Source organism: Kitasatospora sp. NPDC089913 (assembly GCF_044748625.1).
Classification (GTDB): domain Bacteria; phylum Actinomycetota; class Actinomycetes; order Streptomycetales; family Streptomycetaceae; genus Kitasatospora.
Genome location: NZ_JBIVGI010000012.1, coordinates 62,413 through 81,064, shown reverse-complemented (window position 1 = coordinate 81,064; position 18,652 = coordinate 62,413). Strand labels below are relative to the sequence as shown.

The following is an 18,652-nucleotide window of genomic DNA, read 5'->3' as shown; positions in this document are numbered from 1 at the left end:
GGCCGCCGCCTGCCCCGGAACCGCCTGCCCCGGAACCGCCCGCCCCGGAACCGCCCGCCGAGCCGTCCCCGCACCCCGCCACCGCCGCGCGGGCCACCCGGGTGCCCGACGCCGGTCCCACCGCGGCGGCCGCTCCCGCCGGGCCCGCCCCCCTGCCCGGGCCCGACCTCCCGGCGGACCCCGACGACGACGCCCTCGCGCTGCCGAGCCTGCCCGCCGGCCTGGTCGGACGGCGGGTCGCCGGGTACCGGCTGGAGGCGGAGATCGGCCGCGGCGGCATGGCCGTCGTCTACCGGGCCAAGGACCTGCGGCTGGGCCGGACCGTCGCGGTCAAACTGCTCGCCCCCGAGCTCGCCCGCAACGAGGTGTTCCGGCGCCGTTTCATCCACGAGTCGCAGGTCGCCGCCGCGATCGACCACCCGCACATCATCCCCGTGTTCGAGGCGGGCGAGGCGGACGGCATCCTCTTCATCGCGATGCGCTACGTCGAGCGCGGCGACCTGCGCGGCCTCATCGCCCGGGGCGGCCCCTTCCCGGTCGAGCGGGCCGCCGGGCTCGCCCTGCAGATCGCGTCCGCGCTGGACGCCGCGCACGACCACGACCTGGTCCACCGGGACGTCAAACCCGGCAATGTGCTCGTCGCCCCCGGTACCGACAGCGAGCACCCGGAACACCTCTACCTCGCCGACTTCGGCCTCACCAAGAAGTCCCTGTCGCTGAGCGGCCTGACCGGCGTCGGCCAGATCGTCGGCACCCTCGACTACGCCGCGCCCGAGCAGATCTCGGGACGCCCGCTGGACGGCAGCTGCGACCAGTACGGCCTCGGCTGCGTGGTGTTCGAGATGCTCTCCGGAGCACCGCCGTTCCGCCGGGAGAGCGACCTCGCGCTGCTCTGGGCCCACCTCAACGACCCGCCGCCCACCGTGCGCGAGCACCGGCCGGACCTGCCGTCCGCCGTGGACGAGGTGGTCGGCCGGGCCCTGGCCAAGACCCCCGAGGAACGGTTCGCCAGCTGCCTGCAGTTCGTCGCCGAGCTGCGCGCGGCGGCCACCGTCACCCCGGCCGGCGGCCCTCCCGGCGCCCAGTGGGGCACGGCCGGCCCACCGACCCAGGTCGTCCCCGCCGCCGTACCCCCGTTCGGCGCCACCCCCGGCGTCCCCGACCCGCCCCCCTGGGCCCTCCCGGCCGTCCGCCCGCCCGGCCCCTCCCACTGGCGGTGACGCTCCGCCTCCGGCCCGGCATCCCCGCCGGGCCGGGCTCAGCTCCCGGTCGACCTGTACCAGGTGAGCAACACGGTGAGGAGCGTCAGCGTCGCACAGAACGCCCAGGCACTACCGGCCTTGAGGGAGGCGATCACGCTACCCGGGGCACCCCGGGAGTCGAGCAGATCGAGGAGCATACGCAGAAGGCCGACGATCACCGCCGTTTCCACCATGACCATCAGCATCAACAACCGAATCGTGTTCATCCCTCGCACTGCCTTCCGCGCCGCAGCAATTCCTTGGGATCACCATGCCCGGGGCAGCGGACGCTCGATACGATCCGAGCCATCGCGGGACGAACGCGAGACCGATCGAGACGCGCCCGGGAGACGTATGGAACAGCAGCCGACGGAGGTGCACCCTGCCGTTCAGGCATTTGCCACGCAGCTACGAAACCTCCGGCACGCAGCAGGCATCGCCGGAGGTTTCTCGGAAACGGTCAGGGCCACCGGGCTCGGAGTTTCGACCGTCAAGGCAGTCGTGGCCCACCGGAGCCCACGACTCCCCAGCCGAAACACCATGCAGTTGCTGGCAGGCCACTGGGGCGGCGACCCGGAACGATGGCTGCAACGGCTGAACCGGGCTCAACGCGACAGTCGGACCCCGATCGTCCAAGGCCAGGACTCCCTCCCGGCTGGTCCGGCCCGGTCGCTCCCCGCGGGTGAGACGCGCAACCTGTCGATTCCCACGCAGCTGGATCACGTCCGGACAGAGGTGACCGAGCTCCAGATCGTTTCCAAACTGGCGCGCAGCAGCCACCGGGAGCTGATGCGCACCCTGCGACTTCTACTGGCCCGGATGGAGGCCGAAAGTCCGGCCATCCTGGCGGCGTTCACCCGGCCGACGATTCCCGTCGACCGGATACAGCAAGTCTGGAGCGACAAGCTCCCGCTGCAGGAGGACATCACCCCGCTGTTCGGCGACTGGATGAACATCATCCTCACCATGGAGAACTTCCTGCGGTTCGTCCTCGAGAAGGATCCGGTCGAGGTCGACGAGGCCAAGGCGTTCGCACGCCTGACAGCCGATCAGGTTCAGCAATTCCGACGGATCGAAGCAGAGGTCGTCGTGAAGAGCCGCCACATGCGATAGGTGTTGCCGCGTAGGTACGGACCCACGCGGCAGAAAGACATCGGCGAGGACGGCCACGAGCTCTCGGGCTCGCCGCAGCGGGGCGTACGGGCGACGGCAGCGGCCGTTGTCGGTCCGGTCTGCTTCGATGGCGTCGACAGCGAGGACGGCAGCACGCAGGGGAGCGATCGTGGGCACGTGGGGCAGTGGGAACTTCGAGAGCGACGCGGCGCTGGACCACCTGTCGGCCGTCGTCGGCCGCCTCGTCGAGGAGGTCGCCGAGGCGATGGCCGGCGACCCGGTCGAGCTCGAACCCGACGAGTACTGGGGCGTCGCCGTGCCGTGCAACCTGGAGCTCCTGCACGTCCTCGCCCAGGCCGGCCACACCGCCGGCGAGCTGCCGAAGGCCGAGGTGGTCGAGGGCTGGAAGGAGACCTTCCTGGCCGTCTGGGAGCGCAGCATCGACGGTCTGGGCCCCAAGCCCGCGTACAAGGCGGAGCGCCGGGAGGTCCTGCACCGCACCTTCGACCGGTTGGCCGCCGCCGCGCGCCGGGAGGCCGCCGACCGGGACGGCGAGGAGTACGAGGAGGGCTAGGGGTTGTCTGACAATTCCCGCCGCGCGCGCGACGCCGGGCATCCTCCCCCAGCCTTCGGCCGGGAGGTACCCCCACCTGGACGCACCGCCGAATCGTCCAAGTACGTCCAGTACGAGGACGCTTCGGCGGCACGCCCAGCCGGGCGCCCAACGCCGCGCGCTGATGCGACGCGAATTGTCAGACAACCCCTAGCCGGTCTCGCCGCGCCGTGGCAGCCGGGCGGCGGCGAGGGCGCCCAGGGCGCCCGTCAGCAGCCCCCAGCCGGCGGCGAGCGGCACGGTGATCCAGAGCACCGGGTCGAGCGTGAGCGTGCCGCCGGTCAGGGCGGCGGCCGGGCCGACCGGGCCCGCCTCCTGGCCGAGGACGGAGCCGAGCAGGTCGCCCAGACCGCCCTCACCGAGGCCCACCCCGAGGACCGAGAGGCCGTAGTCGGCGGAGATCCTGGTCCACACGCCGACCAGCAGCACGGTGACGGCCGCAGCGGCCGCCAGCCGCACCGCGTGCTGCCACAGCCGGACCCCGCGCGGTGCGCGGTGCGCGGCGAACACCCCGGCGGCGAGCATCAGCACGGCGGCCGCCGGGAGCAACCACCAGGCGCGGGCGTTCTGTTCGGCGAGCGTGCCGAGGCTGACCGTGCCCTCCTGGCCCTCGCCGACGCGCAGCACGGCGGCCAGCGACTTGGGCACGGGCAGTCCGATCGCGCCGACCAGATGGCCGTTCCACTCGCCGCCGAGACCGACGCCGAAGGCGAGCCAGACCAGGTTGGGCAGGGCGAGCAGGGCGACGGCGGCGACCTCGCGGGCGTTCCCGTTCACCGCGGCGGTGACGATCGCGGCCACCACCCCCAGCACCACGCACCCGAGCAGGACCAGCAGCATGGCGAACCCGGCCGGGCGCACGGCCTGTTGGAAGGGCACCAGGGAGCGCGGCAGCGGGGCCCGGCGGGAGACGGCGAAGGTCGCGGCCAGCACCACCAGCAGCCAGAGCAGCCCGAGGCCGAGGGTGGACGCCGGCTCCGCGTGGAAGCCCACCTCGGGCTCGATCCCGAGCGCGCCGCCGAGCTGCTCGACCAGCCCGCCACCGAGCGGCACCGGGAAGGTGTGCCGGGCCGCGACGCAGAGCAGGGCCAGGGCGACCAGCCAGACCACCGCCGTCCGGGCGGCCCGGCCGAGCAGCTCCCGGCCGCCCGCGACCGCACGGAACCGCAGTTGGCGCAGGAACACCTCGGCCACGGCCAGCGCGCCGACCAGGCTCACGGACAGCGGCATCGCGACGATCCCGGCATCGACGGAGGCGAAGAAACCCGCCCCGCCGTCGAGGCCGACCGAGCCCCCGACCGCGAGGGCGAGGGTGGCGGCGAGCACGTACGGGAAGCCCCCGCCGGGCAGGTCGTTCGCCCCCGCCGCCCAGAGGCCGAGCGCGGCGACGGCCGCCATCGCGGCGAATCCGGCCAGGACGACCGCCACCGCGTCCAGCCAGCCGCGCAGCGCGCCGGGTAGTCCGGCCGCCGCGGTGCGGGCCGGCCCGCTCGAACGGGCCTGCTGGTGCATACGGCCTCCCTGTCGGCTCGGTCTCCCCCGTGCGTCCGGCTCCGGCCCCCACGCCTGCGACCAGGGTGGCCCAGGACCGGCCCGCCCGCCTGTCCGCCTGGCCGCCTGTCCGCCCACCGGTCCCGTCGCCCCACGCCGCCCCGCCCCGCCCCGCGCCGCCACGCCCGCCGATCATGCCCGCCGTTCCCGTCGGCCGCCCGCTGCTGTTGCGACGGACCGGCACCCGGGGCAGAAATGGATCCCAGTGGCAGGAGCCTCCTGCGCCGGCCGGGTGGACCGGCCGCCTGCGAAACGGAGCCTCGATGAGTTCCCAACCGCCTTCGTCCGGGCCGCCCCTCGGCCCGCCCTCCGGACCGCCGTCCGGCCCGCTCTCCGGGCCGCCCTCGGGCGGCCGCTCCGGGCCGCCCGGTCCCCCGTCCGGCCCGGCCTCCGGCGGAGCCGGCGGACCGTCCGGCGGCGGCGGACCGGGCGGCTCGTCCGGCGGACCGGGCGGGGGGCGTCCGACGCCGTGGTGGCGCTCCGGCCGGAAGGCCGCCCTGGTGGCCGGCACCGCCGCGCTGGCCGTGGTGGCGGCGGTGCTGATCGTCAACAACAACAGCGGCGGTGGCGGCAGCAGCGACACCACCGTGCCGACCGCGAACGAGGTCGCGCTGCAGGGTCCGCAGGACCCGGGCCCGGCGCCGTTCACCCCGTCGGTCCAGACGGAGGCCGTGCAGGCCCCCGCCCCGGCGCCGGCCACGGCGACCGCCACCCGAACGGCCGGTGCCACGGCCACCGCGAGCACCGGCCTGCACAACGTCGAGGGGACGTCGGCCGGCGTCTACGGCGGGACGATGAACAAGCCGAGCTGCGACGTGGAGCGGCTGATCTCGATCACTTCGACCGGCGACACCGGCCGGGCCTGGGCCTCGGCCCAGGGCATCGAGCAGTCCGCCGTCCCCGGCTACCTGCGGTCGCTGACCTCGGCGTACCTGCGGGTGGACACCCGGGTGACCAATCACAGCTACCAGGGCGGCGCGGCCGTCGCCTACCAGTCCGTGCTCCAGGCCGGCACCGCGGTGCTGGTCGACGCGCAGGGCGTGCCGCGGGTGCGCTGCGGCTGCGGCAACCCGCTGAAGGCACCGACGCTGGTCTCGGACGCCAAGTACGTCGGCAAGCCGTGGACCGGCTTCCAGCCGAGCACAGTGATCATCGTGGTCGCCGCGCCCCGGCCGGTGACCGAGATCGTCCTCGTGGACATCGTGACCGGCGGTTGGTTCGCGCGGGTGACGGGGCAGATCAAGGTCGTCGACAAGGAGGTCCGGGAGCCGCGAGGTCCGCTGGCACCCGGTGTGCCGCCCGCCACCTCCTGGCCGTCCGCCTCGTCGAGCCCGTCGAACTCGGGCTCCACCTCCGCCTCGACCTCGTCCTCGGCGTCGACCTCGGGAAGCACGTCCACCTCGGGTTCGCCGTCCGGCTCGACCTCCGGTTCCAGCGGGCCGTCCAGCAGCCCGGCGACGGCGTCGACCTCGGGCGCGACCTCCTCGGGTGCCACGTCCTCCGGGGCCACGTCCTCGGGTGCGACCTCCTCGTCCGCCTCGGCCGGTACCTCGACCAGTGCCTCCACCGAGTCGGCGACCTCGAAGCCGACGGTGACCTCCACCCCGGCCGCCACCACGACGACCACGAAGACGGCCGCGTCCACCACCTCGGCCCAGCAGCCGGCGACGGCCACGGCGACCTGCGCCACCACCGCGCCGTCCACCCTGCCGCCCTGCCCCACGGTCACGGACACCACCGGCTGATCCGACCGGCCGGACCGGCCGGGGTGTCACCCCGGCCGGTCCGCACCCCGGTGCCGTCCGGCACCGGCACCCGGCCGCCCGGCGCGCGCGGCCCCGCCTCAGCCGGTGACGGCCAGCTCCGCGACCACCGCGCGGTGGTCGGCGCCCCGCACCCGGTGCTCCGTCACCGACACGGCGCGCAGCGCCTCCCCGTGCAGTACGTGGTCGATCTGGATCACCGGCCGCAGTCCGGGGACGTAGGTGTTCGACTCCGGCCAGGTGGGCGCGGCACCCCGGCCCAGCTCCGCGTGGGTGTCGGTGAGGCCGGTGTCGAGCAGGGCGCGCATCGGCGTGTGGTCGAGCGTCGCGTTGAAGTCACCCAGCAGGACGGCGTTGCGGGTGGCACCGGCCACCGCCGCCCGCAGTCCGTCGAAGTCCTCCGACCAGCGTCCGGAGTCGCCCAGCGGGTAGTAGGTGTGCACGGCCGTCAGCCGGACGGTCCGACCGCCGACCGTCACCTCGGCCGCGATCTGCTCCCGGGCCGCCTCCGAGGCCGAGCCGTCGAGCGGCGTCAGCGGGAGCCGCGAGTAGATCGCGGTGTCCCGACCGGGCCTCAGCTCCCGGTGCGGCAGCACCTCGGCGATGCCCGCCCGGTCCAGCCGCGCGACCGCGCCCGGCCCCAGCTCCTCCATCGCGAGGACGTCGACACGCTGTTCGCGCACCAGCCGGACGATCTCGTCGGCATCGGCCTGCCCCACCCAGGCGTTGCTGGTGGCGAGCCGCAGCCGGGGCGCGTCGGCCGCCGGAGCCGCGCCGCCGTCCGGCACCAGCCTCGGGACCAGCCAGAAGAGCTGCACCGCCGCCAGGACACCGGCGACCGCCGCCGCCCACCACGAGCGGAGCGCCAGCAGCACACCGAGCGCGAGCACGCCGCCCAGCGCCGCGTACGGCACCAGCACCACGGCGAGCGCGAGCGGCGTCCCGTCGTCCCACCCGCCGAAGCGGACCGCCAGCAGGGCCGCCGACAGCGCCGACACCGCCCAGCCGGACCACTCCAGCACCCGCCGCACCCACACCCACCAGCGTGCCCGCTCCACCGGCTTCCCCACCCCTCGCTCCAGCCCCTCGCCTCTGCCTCAGGACGCGCCCGTCCGTGGCGCGGTTCCGCACCGCTCCCTGCCCTGGCCTGCGGCGTCGAGCCGCCCCGCCTTCGCCCGGAGCCCCGGGCACTGAGCTGATGAGGTGATCGCTCCCGCGTGTCCGGACCGCACGGTCCGGAGGCCGCGCGAGGGTGGGACGGACCTGCCCCGATCCGATCGCCCGTTGTGAGGCAACCCGTGGTTCATCGACCCTCCCCGCACCGCAGACGTCTCTACGCCCTGTGCGCCGCGGTCCCGCTGGCGGCGGGGCTGGCGGCCCCGTTCGCCCTGGACCGGGCCTTCGCGGCGCCGGACCTGCCGCAGCGGCAGACGGCGGTCCGCGGGGCCGGCACCCAGCGGCCGATCGGTCCCGACCCGGTGCTCGACCTGCTGACCCACGGCAACCTGACGATGGCGTCGAACTCGGTCCTGACCTGTGACGACAGCGACGGATCGGTCTGCAACGACACCGAGGGCACCAACAACGGCCGCACCAAGTACGTCAAGACCGACCCGAACGCGCCGGGGAACAACGCGTCCTCGGCCCAGCTGGTCGTCCCGGCCGGGGCGGAGGTGCTCTCCGCCCGGCTGTACTGGCAGTTCAACCCGACCAACACCAGCAACGCCGGCGGCACCTCCGGGGACATCAACAAGGGCAACACGGTGTCCTGGAAGGTCCCGGGCGGCACCTCGTACGAGCAGGTCACCGCCGACACCTACGACTGGTTCGACCAGCAGGTCGGCGGTAACCCGCCCGAGCCGCTGCTGGCCGGGGCCGGCGTGAAGGACGTCACCGCCCAGGTGAAGGCCGCGGGCGCGGGCAGCTACACCGTCGCGGACATCCAGGCGTGCGCCGGGCGCTCCTCCGCGCAGAACTTCGGCGGCAACAACGTGGGCTGCTGGGGCGGCTGGTCACTCGTGGTCGCCTACCAGGACCAGGCCGACCCGCTGCGCTACCTCCAGGTCTGGGACGGCTTCCAGCTGCTGCGCTCCCCCGACAACCTGGCGACGCTCACCCTCGCGGGCATCCGCACCCCGGCCACCGCCCCGCCGGCCACCATGGGCGTCACCGTCGGCGACGGCGACGTGCCGATCTCGGGCGACGAGCTGCTGGTCGGCTCCGCGACCGACAACCTGACCCTGCTGCCGATGCCCGGCCCCGCCGGTGTCGTCACCGACAACGCCTTCACCAGCCGGATCGACCGGGTCGCCGCCGACGGCACCGGCAGCAACATCACGACCCGCGATCCCGCGCCGGTCAACAACTACGGCTACGACGCCCGGACGATCGACGTCACCGGAAAGATCCCCGCCGACGCCACCCAGGCCGTGCTGCGGATCAACGGCGCCGGCGACGCACTGCACCCGCAGGCCGTCTGGCTCGCCGTCGACGCCCTCGAACCGGACCTGCAGATCACCAAGGCCAACACCCCGGCCGGTACCACCGACAACAACCCGCCCGGCAACGTCTCCCCCGGCGACAGCATCACCTACACCTTCACCGTCGCCAACCGGCACGCCGACGGCGGCACCACCGACCTCGACACCGCCACCGGCATCACCGTCACCGACCGGCTGCCCGCCGGCACCACCTTCGTCGCGGGCTCCAACCCCTCCTGCAGCGCCGCCGGGCAGACCGTCACCTGCCAGGTCGCCGACCTCGCCCCGGGTGCGAGCACCGACATCGCCTTCCGGGCCACCGTCGACCCGGCGGCCACCGGCGGGACCGTGCTGGACGACAGCGCGAGCCTGACCTTCCGGGGCAAGCAGACGCAGCGGGAGCAGAGCCGTACCAGCAACACGGTGCGCAACACCGTGGTCGAGGCCCCGGTCTACTCGATCGCGAAGACCGCCACCCCGACCTCCACCACCCCGGGCCGGACCGTCGGCTACCGGATCGAGGTCACCAACACCGGCCGGGTCGCCGCCCCCCGCGTCAGCCTCGACGACGACCTCGCCGACGTGCTCTCCCGGGCCGACTACAACGGTGACGCCGTCACCGACCTGGGCTCCGTCACCGTCACCGGCAGCACCCTGCACTGGACCGGGGACCTGCCGGTCGGCGGGAGCGCCACCATCATCTACTCGGTGACCGTGCACAGTTCGCTCACCACCGACACGGCGCTCGGCAACACCGTCACCTCCGCCACGTACCGCAACAACTGCCCGCCCGGCGAGGGCGACGCCCGCTGCCGCGCCGACGTCACGGTGACCGTCCCCACGCCGTCGCCGTCCCCCACGACCTCGCCCTCACCGACGGCGTCCCCGTCCCCGACGGCTTCCCCGACCGCGTCGCCCAGCCCCACCGCGTCCCCTTCCCCCACGGCGACGCACGGCCACGGCCACCGGCCCACCGCCGGGCCGACGCACTCCCCCGGGCCTGACGGGAAACTGCCCGACACCGGCTCCGGCGCGCTCCCGGTGCTCGCCCTCGGCGCGCTCGGCTGCCTGATGACCGGCCTGCTCGTCCTGCGCACCCGGGGCCGCCGACACTAGGCTCCCGCCCCGTCCTCGGACAACGACCGACAGCGAGCCCGTGCCGGGCGGAAGGCCCGGCACGGGCTCGCTGTCATGGGACGGCGCCTCGGGTTCAGTCCACGCAGGGGATGCCCCCGGCCTTCACCGCGGGGCCCTGCATGGGAAGGTCGGGCGTCGGCTCGGCAGTGGGTCCGGTCGACGGGGCCTCCGGTGATGCGGACGGGCTCCCGGCGCGTGGGGAGTGCGTGGAGCGGGGCGCGGCCGGAGTCGTCGTCCGGGTGGCGACGGGCGCCGCGAACGCCGCCGGTACGACGGGCGCGACCTGCTCTCCGGAGGCGGAGGGCGCGGCCTCCGGTGGGACCTCGTGGCCGAACAGCTGCTTGACGATCCGCTTGATCTGGACCGGGTCGACGGTGTTGACCTCCTGACCGCCGATGTTCTTGAACCCGGTGATCGGCAGCGTGTTGAACTCCACATTGCCACCGGTCAGGTTGGGCGCCTGCTGGGCGAAGTCCAGGACGTTCCAACGGTCGTCGATGACGACGTCCTTCTTCACCGCGTCGAACAGCCGCTGGAGCCGGCCGAGGTCGCCGACCACGCCGTCCTGCTTCAACTTGTAGACGACGGAGGAGATGAAGGCCTGCTGCCGGTGGGTCCGGTCCAGGTCACCGTTCTTGAGGTGGTGGCGCTGACGGACGAACGACAGTGCCTGCCGGGCGTCGAGCGAGCTGACACCGGCCGGGAGCCGCAGCCCCGTCCCGCCGCCCTCGCGGGTCTCCGTCCGGGCCACGATCGGGTCGTCGACCGGGCTGTTGAGGCAGACCTGGATCGGCTCGACGGCCTTGGCGATGTCGTAGAAGCCGATCAGGTTCACCTCCGCGAAGTGGTCGATCGGGATGTCCAGGAAGGACTGGACGGTCTGGACGGTCGCGGCCCGCCCGGCTTCCCGGCTCTGCCGTTCCAGCTCCGGCTTCGACAGCCCCTTGCCGCTCAGCTTCTGCTCGGCGGCGCCCTTGGCGATGCCGTACGCCTCCTTGATCTTGTGCATCTTCCCGTCCGCGCCGACGGTCTGCACGTAGTCGTCGCGCGGGACGGACAGCGCCGTCACCTTGCCCCCGTTCGCCGGTATGTGCAGGACGATCAGCGCGTTGGTGTTGTACCCGCCGATCTCGCTGGAGCCGGCGTGCAGTTCCTCCTCGACGAACTCCTTCGGCAGATCGTTGCCGTCCATGTCCTTGCGGCTGTCGAGGCCGATGAGCAGCAGGTTGACGGACTTGTCGAGGTGCGGCGGCGCGTTCTTCCGGGCCTCGGTGAGCGCGCCCGACTTCACCATGCCGCTGTCGAGCTGCCGGTACTCGTACCAGACCAGGCCGCTCGTGCCGAGGACGACCACCGAGAGGGTGCCGGCGAGCACCCGGCCGACGACGGTCAACGGCCCGGTGCGGGGCTCAGCCATGACGACGCCTCCGGTCAGCGGTCCGGCCGGCGGGGACCGCGGCCGGGGTGGGGGTGGGGGTGACCCGGGCCGGGCCGGGGGCCGGAACCGTACGTGGGCGCGGGCTCGGGACCCGGCTCGCGCTCCCGGCCCCGCTCCCGCTTGCGGTCGCGGTCGCGGTCGGGCGGGTGCGGGCCGACCGGGCCGCGAGGGCCGCTCGTCCGGCGACCACCGACAGCGCCACGACCAGGGCCAGCGCCATCACCGGGAAGGCGTCGACCACCCAGCGCACCGCCGCCGAGGCGAGCGCCTTGCCCTGTGCGGCATCGGATCCGGCGTCGGATGCGGTGGCGGTGGCCCAGGCGGTGCCGGCCCTGGCGACCAGGACCACGGGCGGCGCGGCGATGACGACCCACCAGCGCCCGGGGCGGGTGCAGCGGGCCGCCGCGACGCCGGTTCCCAGAACGGCACCGACGGCGAGGAGCGGACCGCCGCCGTTCCCGGTCAGCTCCCCGGCGACCGCGCCGGCCAGCGGCAGCCCGGTCGCGGCCAGCAGGACCACCGCCGTGCCACCGGGGCGGGGCGGCGGGGCCGATCCTCCCGCGCCTCTCGCGTGTTGCCCGACCATTCCCCACACCCCTTCCGTGGTGCCCCTCCGGTGAACTTCTACAATGCTGTAGAGCAAGAGTGCAGCATACAAACCCGTCCCCGCGAATTCACCCCGGCCTCACCCGCCACCTCACCACCACGGTGTCTCCCGGCCGGGAAAACGGCAGGTCAGGGGCGGCTAGGATGAACACGAACCGGGCGGAACGAACAGAAGGACCATCATGTTCGAGCACCTCAAGAACCTCGCCGACAAGGCCACCGACCTCGCCCGCGAGCACAGCGGAGCCGTCACCCAGGGACTGGACAAGGTCGCCGGGATCGTCGACGACAGGACGGACGGCAAGTACAGCGGGCACATCGAGACCGCCACGGGCAAGGCCAAGGACTTCGTCAACGGCCTGGACGAGCCCAAGTAACGCCCGGCGCGGACCGTCCCCGCCCGGACCCCGCCCCGGACCGGCCGGGTCCGGGGCGGGACGGGCCGCGCTCGGCCGGCCGTCAGACGGTCGTGGCCAGGCGCTCGATCCAGCGGGCGCGCCACGCGAGCGCGTCCCGGACGCCCTCCGCGATGCTCCGGCGCGGCTCCCAGCCGAGCAGTTCGCGCGCCGCCGTCACGTCGCTGTAGCAGCCGAGCACGTCCCCGGGGCGCGGCTCCGCCTCCCGGACGTCCAGCTTCTCGCCGATCGCCTGCTCGAAGGCCTCGACCAGCTCGCGGACCGTGGTGCCGTCACCGGTACCGATGTTGACGACCCGATAGCGGTCCTCGGCCCCGGGCCGGACCACCTCGTCGAACCGGACCAGCGCGGCGACGTGGGCGTCGGCGACGTCCTGGACGTGGATGTAGTCCCGGATCCCCGAGCCGTCCCGGGTGTCCCAGTCGACACCGGTGATGGTGAACGGGGTACCGCTGACGTGCGCCTCGATCAGCTTGCCGAGCGCGTGGCTCGGCGCGAGGTCCTGGAGACCGGTCCGCAGCCGCGGGTCGGCGCCGATCGGGTTGAAGTAGCGCAGCGCGACGACCCGCGTCCCGTCGGCGTCGGCCCCCCGGGTCCAGTCCTGGAGCACCTGCTCCATCATCTGCTTGGTGCGCGCGTACGGGCTGCTCCCGTCGACCGGGCAGCTCTCGTCGACCCGGCCGGTCGGGGTGGGGCGGTAGATGGAGGCGGAGCTGCTGAAGACCACCCGGGTGCAGCCGTTGCGCTGGAGCGACTCCAGCAGTTCGACGGTCTTGCCGACGTTCTCCCGGTAGTAGAACAGCGGGCGCGCGACCGACTCGGGGACGACGATCCGGGCGGCGCAGTGCAGCGTCGCGTCGATGTCGGGGTGCTCCGCGAAGATCCGGTCGACCAGCGCCGCGTCCGCGATGTCCCCCCGGTAGAACTCCCGGCCCTCGACGAACTCGGCCCGGCCCTTGGAGAGGTCGTCGAGGACGACCGGGGTGATGCCCGCGTCCAGCAACGCGGACGCCACGGTGCTTCCGATGAATCCTGCCCCGCCGGTGATCAGTACCTTTCGCACGATCCGCATGCTCCCTCGCCTCATGACGGACGCCCCGTGACGCCCGTTGCGGGGAGGACGAGCAGTTCGCACCCGGCGGTTCCCGGCGGCGGATCGCCGGGGTGCCGCCGGGCCGGGGTCGACTCGGGGACGGCGGCTCGGGAACGGCGGGCCCGGCGGACCGGGAACGGCGGCTCAGGAACGGCGGGCCCGGCGGCGCAGGACGAGGCCGGTGCCGACCAGGGCGACTGCGACCACGGCGGTGCCCACGGCGGCCCAGGTGCCGAGATCGGACCCGTCGGACCCCTCGGACCCGTCCGCTCGGGCGGCGGCCGCAGTGGCGTCGGAGGCGGAGGCGGCACCCGGCGGGGTCCGGGTGCCGGCGGGGTCGGGAGCCGTGCCCGCCGCCGTCGGCCGGACCGTGGGACCGTGGGTACCCGGGCCTGCCGTGCCCGGACCCACCGTGCCGGGACCCGCCGTGCCCGGACCGGTGGGCGTCGGCAGCGTCGGGTCGGAGATCACGGCCGTCTCGACGTCGAGTTCGCGCTCACCGTGCCCGAGCGAGGGGAACGCGCAGTCCACCACGATCCGCCAGTGCCCGGCCGGCAGGAACTCCCGTGTGGTGTAGGTACCCGGCCGCCCCGGCACGGCGACCAGCCGCCACGGTCCGGCCGCCCGGCCGTCGGCGGAGGTGGCGGAGAGCGTCCCGGCGAACTGCTCGGTGACCGGGTCGTGGTCGTTCTCCCAGGTGGCGACGGTGGTCACGTGCCCGCCGTCCTGGCCGGACACCTCCAGGTGGACGGTGTCCCCGTGCGCGGCGGCGGGGACTGCGGCGGGGGCGAGCACGACCGCCCCGGCGAGGGCCAGAGCGGCGAGGGACTGACGGGTGCGGGACATCGCGGGTCTTCCTGGTGAAGTGGAACGGGCCGGGTGCGGCCGCCACTGCGTCAGCGGCGGCCGCACCCGGCTCGGGTCCGGGGATCGGGGGTCGAACCCCGGACGTCAGGTGGTCTTCTGCAGGTTCCAGCTCTGGTAGGTCTGGCCGTTCGGCTTCTGCAGCTCCAGCAGCCAACCGCCGTAGTACCAGCGCTTGCCGGCACCGAGGACGAGCTCGGAACCGTCGGCGGTCAGGACGACCGCACCGCCGGCGGAGCTGACCCGCCACTTCTGCCCGGCCGCGTCCGAGCAGGGGCGCTGCGCGACGTACTGTCCGGCGACCGGGTTGCCGCCGAGCTGCAGGCACTTCTCCGAGCGGACGGACTTGATCCGCAGCGTGCCCGCGCCGCTGTCCTCGAAGGTCCACTTCTGGTTGGCGTAACCGGTGCGCTGGTAGGCGATGGCCACCGTGCCGTCGTTGAGCGAGCTGCCCCAGAGGTCGGCGGCCTGGCCGGTGAGGCCGTTCAGCAGGCTGTAGCGGGTCCCGGGCTGCGGCTTCCCGGCGTCGGCGGCCGTGCGGAAGGAGGCCGCGCGACCCGGCTTGGAGACCGCTCCGGCGGCGTCCCGGACGGCCACCGCGACGGAGTAGGCGGTGTCGGGCGCGAGCCGGACCACGCCGACCACGGTCGCCCGGACGGTGCCGATCGTCTGGCCGTTCAGCAGCACGTCGTACCCGTTCGCGCCCTTCACCGCGGGCCAGCTCAACACGGCCGAGGTCTGGGTGACCTGACTGACCGTCATGGCCGGGCCGGTGCCGCCGGTGGGCGAGGCGGTCGGGGTCGGGGTCGGGCTCGGGGTGGTCGATCCGGTGGGACTCGGCGTACCGGTGGAGGTCGGGGTGCCGGTCGGCGTCGGGGTACCGGTGCCGGTCGGAGAGCCGGTCGGGCTCGGGGTGCCGGTCGGGCTCGCGGTCGGCGAGGCGCTGTTGGTGGCGGTCGGCCCCGCGGTGGGCGAACCGGTCGCGGTCGGCGTGCCGGTGGGCGTCGGGGTGCCGCCGGTCGCGGTGGGCGACGGGCTGCGGGTCGGCGAGTTCGTCGGGGTGGGCGAGCCGGTCGGGCTCTTCGTCGGGTCGGGCGTCGGCCCGGTGCCGCCGCCGGCGATCAGGAAGCGGTTGTTGGCGACGTTCCAGTGGGTGGCGAGGTAGCTGCCCGGCGCCGGGTCGGTGTGGTAGTAGTCGTCGTGCCGGCAGTCCAGGCGCATGTCACTGGCGTTGTCCGGGCAGACCGTGCGCATCGCCGGGTAGTACGGGGTGTCCGAGTAGCACATGATGTCCCACTCGTCGACGCAGTGGCCGCCCTTGCTGGAGTTGGGCGCGCTGTTGCTCACCGCGCCCAGGTTGTGGCCGAGTTCGTGCGCGGCGGTGTGGCCGCCCCAGCAGCCCGAGTCCGTCCGGCCGTAGGAGGGGCCGAAGTTGCTCAGGTTGTCCTGGCCGGGCCGCTCGTCGCCGGCGAAGGTGCCGATGCCGCAGTACACCTTGGCGTCGGCGAAGATCATGTACTTGCGGTCCTTGCGGTTGAGGCCCTGGGCCGCGATCGCACGGTTGCTGGTGTTGAAGTCGGCCATCTCCGCGTCGGACACCTGGATGTTCAACACCGAGGCGGAGCAGTCGGATTCGGTGACGAACCGGACGTGCCGGACACCACCCGTCTCCTGGGCGCTCGCGTTGTAGATGACGTCGACGTCGGCGGCCCACTTCTTGAAGGAGGCCAGGTACTGGGCGAACCGGTCGTTGCCCGGGGTGTGCGCGTAGACCACCTGGACCCGGTTGCCGGCACTGCCGTCGCCCTCGCAGACGACGCCCTGGCCGCCGGCGGCGGGCGCGGCGGCGACCACCTGGTCACCGGCCGCGTCGGCCAGCAGCGTCTTGGTCGCCGCGTCCAGGACCGGCATCGAACCCTTCACCAGGTCCGCGGCGGTGGGCGGTTGGGCATCGGCCGGGGGCGTCAGCGGGGCCGGCTGGGCGACGGAAGCGGCCACCGGCGGGACGTCCTTGCGGATGTCCACGTCCTTCGGCGGCGCGTCCGGGCCGTGGCTGCACAGCTCGCCGCCGGTCACCTCCAGCGAACCGGCGCAGCGGTCGCCGGCGGGCAGGTTCAGTCCGGCGTAGACCAGGCCGCGTTCGGGCTGGTCCTTGGGTATCTCCTTGATCGGCGCGGCCTTCTGGTCGCGCTTCGGCCCGGGGGCCCTGGTGGCGTTCTCGGCGGTGCCGGTCTCGCCCGTGCCGTCGTCGGCGATCGTGCCCGCCATGGCACCGCCCACCCCGTCGGCCGAACCCGCCACCGCGCTCGCCGCGGCGGTGTCGTGCACCGCGGACGACTCCATGGCGGTGCTGATGCCCAGCGCGCCCGCGACCAGTCCGGCCGCGACCGCCAGTGAGATCAGTGCCGTGCGCTTGCCCGTCCGTCGACGCCGCCGACGGCGGAGCTCCGTGCTCCGGTGCCCCATCGGGTGACTCCTCTCCTCGTGCGAGGGTCCGGCCACCGCTCGGGGTGATGGCCTGAACCTTCCGACACTCCGGAGACCGGCCCGGGCGGGCCGGATAACAAAAACCTCTTTTCGAAATTCGCGCGGGCGGACGAGGGCGTCCGGCCGGGACTCGAGGCGCGGTCGATGACACGTCGTCGGCGCCCCGCCCGGGGGCCGGTGCGCGCCTCGGGACCGGCAGGACTCCCTCGTGAGCGGCAGGACGCCCTCGGAAGCAGCAGGGGCGCCCTCGTAGCGGTAGGACGCCCTTGTGAGCGGTAGGACGCCCTCGGAAGCAGCGAGTCCGTCTCAGGCCGCGACGTCGAGCCGCTGCGGGGCGAGACCGGGGCTGCCCTGCCGGTGCAGCGCGGCGAGGCCCGCCGCGAGCTGCCCCGGATCACCCGCCAGCCAGTACCGGAGCGCGGCCGACAGGGCGGCGCTCGCCGGGCCGATCCGCAGACCGGTCACCGCCGTGATCCGCTCGCCGACCAGCGGGAGCAGATCGGCGACCGGCGCCGGCAGCCAGAGGGTGACCGCGCACGGCGCCGGCCGGGCCAGCACCCGCAGCAGCCGCAGCACGTCCGCGTCCCCCGGGCCCGGCCCCGGCGCCGCCTCGGGCCCTGTCGCGGCCCCGGCCCCGGCCCCGATCCCCTGGGCGACGGGCAGCACCGTCGGCTCCGGCCGGGCCGGGAACAGCGGGAGGACGTGCAGACTGGGGACGACGTCGATCAGCCCGTCCGCCGCGACGTCGGACATGTCGGCGCCGTGTCCACGCGCGAGTTCACGCAGCAGGGCCCGTTCGGCGGCCGCGATCCTGACGGTCAGCATGACTTCTTCGCAGTCCATGGTCCCAGTTCCCCGTCCAGAGCGTGAGGGTGTGCTCGTCCGTTGTCGGTCGTGTACCGGTCAGCCCTTGCCGATCATTACCTGCCCGTCAGTAGGGGTCCGCTATCGGCGTGATCAAGCCATAGTGGCCGTCGTAGCGGCGGTACAGGATCCGGCCGCGCCCGTCACCGGGATCGGTGTGGAAGACGAAGGGCCAGCAGGTCAGCCAGAGTTGGCGGGCCGCTTCGAGGACGTCCAGCCGGGAAGCCGGGTGCGCGCTCTCCGTCAGTGGCAGCCCCGAGCTGCCGAGCCGGGCCGTGGAGTGGGCCCGTACCAGCCGGAATCCCCCGCTCGCGGGTGTCCGGTGGACCACGCTGTCCTGGCCGGTGAGCACGTCCGAGAAGAGGTGGAACCGGTAGTCGAGGGCCAGCATCTCGCGCACCGCCTGCTCGGGCGTGTGCCGGACCAGCAGCACCGACTTCCGCCGGACGATCCGCCGTTCGGCGAGCGGCCGCGGCGCGTACTGGGGACGGTAGGAGCTCTCGTACGCCGTCGCCAGCCCGATGTCGCCGAGCTCGCGCAGCCGGACGGCGCGCCCGGCGAGAGTGCCGAGCGCCAGGTCGACCGCCTCCCGGACGGTCACCGCCGCCAGTTCCACCCGGACCCGCCCCACGCCCGCCAGGTCCAGCGCGGCCTGGGCGACGGCGGGCCTGGTCACCGACCGGTCCCGCGGCCGGGTGAGCCGCAGCCGGGCGGTGTGCGCGTCCGGCCCGAGGTCCGCGATCAGCGCCAGGCACCGGCTCCGGGCGTACTCCGCGTCCTCGCGGGGCAGTTCGCCCCGGATCTCCACCCGGACGTCGAGGGCGGGCCGGTGGCGCAGACGGGTCATCAGGGGATCCTCCTCGGTTCGGCACCATGCTGGACCCGTGCACGCCCTCCCGCCGAGGGCCGAAAGGCCCTGCCCACCAGGCAGGACGACCCGGGCGGACCCGAACGGTCCGCCCCCCGGGCGGGGTCGCCGACGGCCG

At 74.1% G+C, this 18,652-nt stretch carries 16 protein-coding genes; 6 read left to right on the top strand and 10 right to left on the bottom strand.

The window, feature by feature from the left end; all coding sequences use genetic code 11:
* The first annotated feature begins 152 nt into the window (after window positions 1-152).
* Entirely contained in the window at window positions 153-1,220 is a 1,068-nt protein-coding gene (locus ACIPYS_RS19900; RefSeq protein WP_400747804.1) for a protein kinase, read from the top strand.
* A gap of 38 nt (window positions 1,221-1,258) precedes the next feature.
* Here the strand turns inward: ACIPYS_RS19900 and ACIPYS_RS19895 are convergent, their stop codons facing one another.
* Window positions 1,259-1,468 (bottom strand): hypothetical protein, encoded by a 210-nt coding sequence (locus ACIPYS_RS19895; RefSeq protein WP_400747624.1) that lies wholly within the window; start codon window positions 1,466-1,468, stop codon window positions 1,259-1,261.
* 127 nt (window positions 1,469-1,595) lie between these two features.
* Between ACIPYS_RS19895 and ACIPYS_RS19890 the strand changes: the two genes are divergently transcribed.
* A complete protein-coding gene (locus ACIPYS_RS19890; protein ID WP_400747622.1) occupies window positions 1,596-2,354 on the top strand; it encodes a hypothetical protein in 759 nt (252 codons plus the stop codon).
* 169 nt (window positions 2,355-2,523) lie between these two features.
* Window positions 2,524-2,928 (top strand): DUF4259 domain-containing protein, encoded by a 405-nt coding sequence (locus ACIPYS_RS19885; RefSeq protein WP_093858913.1) that lies wholly within the window; start codon window positions 2,524-2,526, stop codon window positions 2,926-2,928.
* 189 nt (window positions 2,929-3,117) lie between these two features.
* Here the strand turns inward: ACIPYS_RS19885 and ACIPYS_RS19880 are convergent, their stop codons facing one another.
* A complete protein-coding gene (locus ACIPYS_RS19880; protein WP_400747619.1) occupies window positions 3,118-4,479 on the bottom strand; it encodes a streptophobe family protein in 1,362 nt (453 codons plus the stop codon).
* A 302-nt stretch (window positions 4,480-4,781) separates the two neighbouring features.
* Between ACIPYS_RS19880 and ACIPYS_RS19875 the strand changes: the two genes are divergently transcribed.
* Window positions 4,782-6,263, top strand: a complete 1,482-nt coding sequence (locus ACIPYS_RS19875) for a DUF6777 domain-containing protein (protein WP_400747617.1) — start codon at window positions 4,782-4,784, stop codon at window positions 6,261-6,263.
* Between the two features lie 98 nt (window positions 6,264-6,361).
* On the opposite strand, the gene ACIPYS_RS19870 is transcribed toward ACIPYS_RS19875, so the two are convergent.
* Window positions 6,362-7,351 carry an endonuclease/exonuclease/phosphatase family protein gene (locus ACIPYS_RS19870; RefSeq protein WP_400747615.1) on the bottom strand — a complete coding sequence of 330 codons (990 nt, stop codon included), beginning with the start codon at window positions 7,349-7,351 and terminating at the stop codon, window positions 6,362-6,364.
* A gap of 228 nt (window positions 7,352-7,579) precedes the next feature.
* On the opposite strand from ACIPYS_RS19870, the gene ACIPYS_RS19865 reads away from it, so the two are divergent.
* On the top strand, window positions 7,580-9,877 hold the full coding sequence (locus ACIPYS_RS19865; protein WP_400747613.1) for a hypothetical protein: 2,298 nt from the start codon (window positions 7,580-7,582) through the stop codon (window positions 9,875-9,877).
* Between the two features lie 94 nt (window positions 9,878-9,971).
* On the opposite strand, the gene ACIPYS_RS19860 is transcribed toward ACIPYS_RS19865, so the two are convergent.
* A complete protein-coding gene (locus ACIPYS_RS19860; protein ID WP_400747611.1) occupies window positions 9,972-11,315 on the bottom strand; it encodes an LCP family protein in 1,344 nt (447 codons plus the stop codon).
* Entirely contained in the window at window positions 11,308-11,922 is a 615-nt protein-coding gene (locus ACIPYS_RS19855) for a DUF6542 domain-containing protein (RefSeq protein WP_400747609.1), read from the bottom strand. Before ACIPYS_RS19855 ends, ACIPYS_RS19860 begins: the two co-directional genes overlap by 8 nt.
* A gap of 202 nt (window positions 11,923-12,124) precedes the next feature.
* Between ACIPYS_RS19855 and ACIPYS_RS19850 the strand changes: the two genes are divergently transcribed.
* Complete coding sequence (locus ACIPYS_RS19850; protein WP_093858918.1) at window positions 12,125-12,319, top strand: antitoxin; 195 nt, start codon at window positions 12,125-12,127, stop codon at window positions 12,317-12,319.
* A gap of 82 nt (window positions 12,320-12,401) precedes the next feature.
* Here the strand turns inward: ACIPYS_RS19850 and galE are convergent, their stop codons facing one another.
* The 5 genes from galE to ACIPYS_RS19825 all read right to left on the bottom strand — a co-directional run bounded on the left by galE (window position 12,402) and on the right by ACIPYS_RS19825 (window position 18,513).
* A complete protein-coding gene (gene galE, locus ACIPYS_RS19845) occupies window positions 12,402-13,421 on the bottom strand; it encodes a UDP-glucose 4-epimerase GalE (protein ID WP_400747606.1) in 1,020 nt (339 codons plus the stop codon).
* 174 nt (window positions 13,422-13,595) lie between these two features.
* Window positions 13,596-14,297 carry a hypothetical protein gene (locus ACIPYS_RS19840; RefSeq protein WP_400747604.1) on the bottom strand — a complete coding sequence of 234 codons (702 nt, stop codon included), beginning with the start codon at window positions 14,295-14,297 and terminating at the stop codon, window positions 13,596-13,598.
* A 105-nt stretch (window positions 14,298-14,402) separates the two neighbouring features.
* Window positions 14,403-16,781 (bottom strand): RICIN domain-containing protein, encoded by a 2,379-nt coding sequence (locus ACIPYS_RS19835; protein ID WP_400747602.1) that lies wholly within the window; start codon window positions 16,779-16,781, stop codon window positions 14,403-14,405.
* A gap of 327 nt (window positions 16,782-17,108) precedes the next feature.
* Window positions 17,109-17,645 carry a hypothetical protein gene (locus tag ACIPYS_RS19830; protein ID WP_400747600.1) on the bottom strand — a complete coding sequence of 179 codons (537 nt, stop codon included), beginning with the start codon at window positions 17,643-17,645 and terminating at the stop codon, window positions 17,109-17,111.
* Window positions 17,646-17,733: 88 nt separating this feature from the next.
* A complete protein-coding gene (locus ACIPYS_RS19825) occupies window positions 17,734-18,513 on the bottom strand; it encodes a sigma 54 modulation/S30EA ribosomal C-terminal domain-containing protein (protein ID WP_093858923.1) in 780 nt (259 codons plus the stop codon).
* Window positions 18,514-18,652 lie beyond the last annotated feature (139 nt).

What these genes read in the sequence shown, in the direction of transcription:
- ACIPYS_RS19880 (WP_400747619.1), bottom strand. Translation starts at nt 4,479, where the DNA reads ATGCACCAGCAGGCCCGTTCGAGCGGGCCGGCCCGCACCGCGGCGGCC.
- ACIPYS_RS19850 (WP_093858918.1), top strand. Translation starts at nt 12,125, where the DNA reads ATGTTCGAGCACCTCAAGAACCTCGCCGACAAGGCCACCGACCTCGCC.
- ACIPYS_RS19895 (WP_400747624.1), bottom strand. Translation starts at nt 1,468, where the DNA reads ATGAACACGATTCGGTTGTTGATGCTGATGGTCATGGTGGAAACGGCG.
- ACIPYS_RS19875 (WP_400747617.1), top strand. Translation starts at nt 4,782, where the DNA reads ATGAGTTCCCAACCGCCTTCGTCCGGGCCGCCCCTCGGCCCGCCCTCC.
- ACIPYS_RS19825 (WP_093858923.1), bottom strand. Translation starts at nt 18,513, where the DNA reads ATGACCCGTCTGCGCCACCGGCCCGCCCTCGACGTCCGGGTGGAGATC.
- ACIPYS_RS19855 (WP_400747609.1), bottom strand. Translation starts at nt 11,922, where the DNA reads ATGGTCGGGCAACACGCGAGAGGCGCGGGAGGATCGGCCCCGCCGCCC.
- ACIPYS_RS19830 (WP_400747600.1), bottom strand. Translation starts at nt 17,645, where the DNA reads ATGGACTGCGAAGAAGTCATGCTGACCGTCAGGATCGCGGCCGCCGAA.
- ACIPYS_RS19840 (WP_400747604.1), bottom strand. Translation starts at nt 14,297, where the DNA reads ATGTCCCGCACCCGTCAGTCCCTCGCCGCTCTGGCCCTCGCCGGGGCG.
- ACIPYS_RS19860 (WP_400747611.1), bottom strand. Translation starts at nt 11,315, where the DNA reads ATGGCTGAGCCCCGCACCGGGCCGTTGACCGTCGTCGGCCGGGTGCTC.
- ACIPYS_RS19890 (WP_400747622.1), top strand. Translation starts at nt 1,596, where the DNA reads ATGGAACAGCAGCCGACGGAGGTGCACCCTGCCGTTCAGGCATTTGCC.
- ACIPYS_RS19835 (WP_400747602.1), bottom strand. Translation starts at nt 16,781, where the DNA reads ATGGGGCACCGGAGCACGGAGCTCCGCCGTCGGCGGCGTCGACGGACG.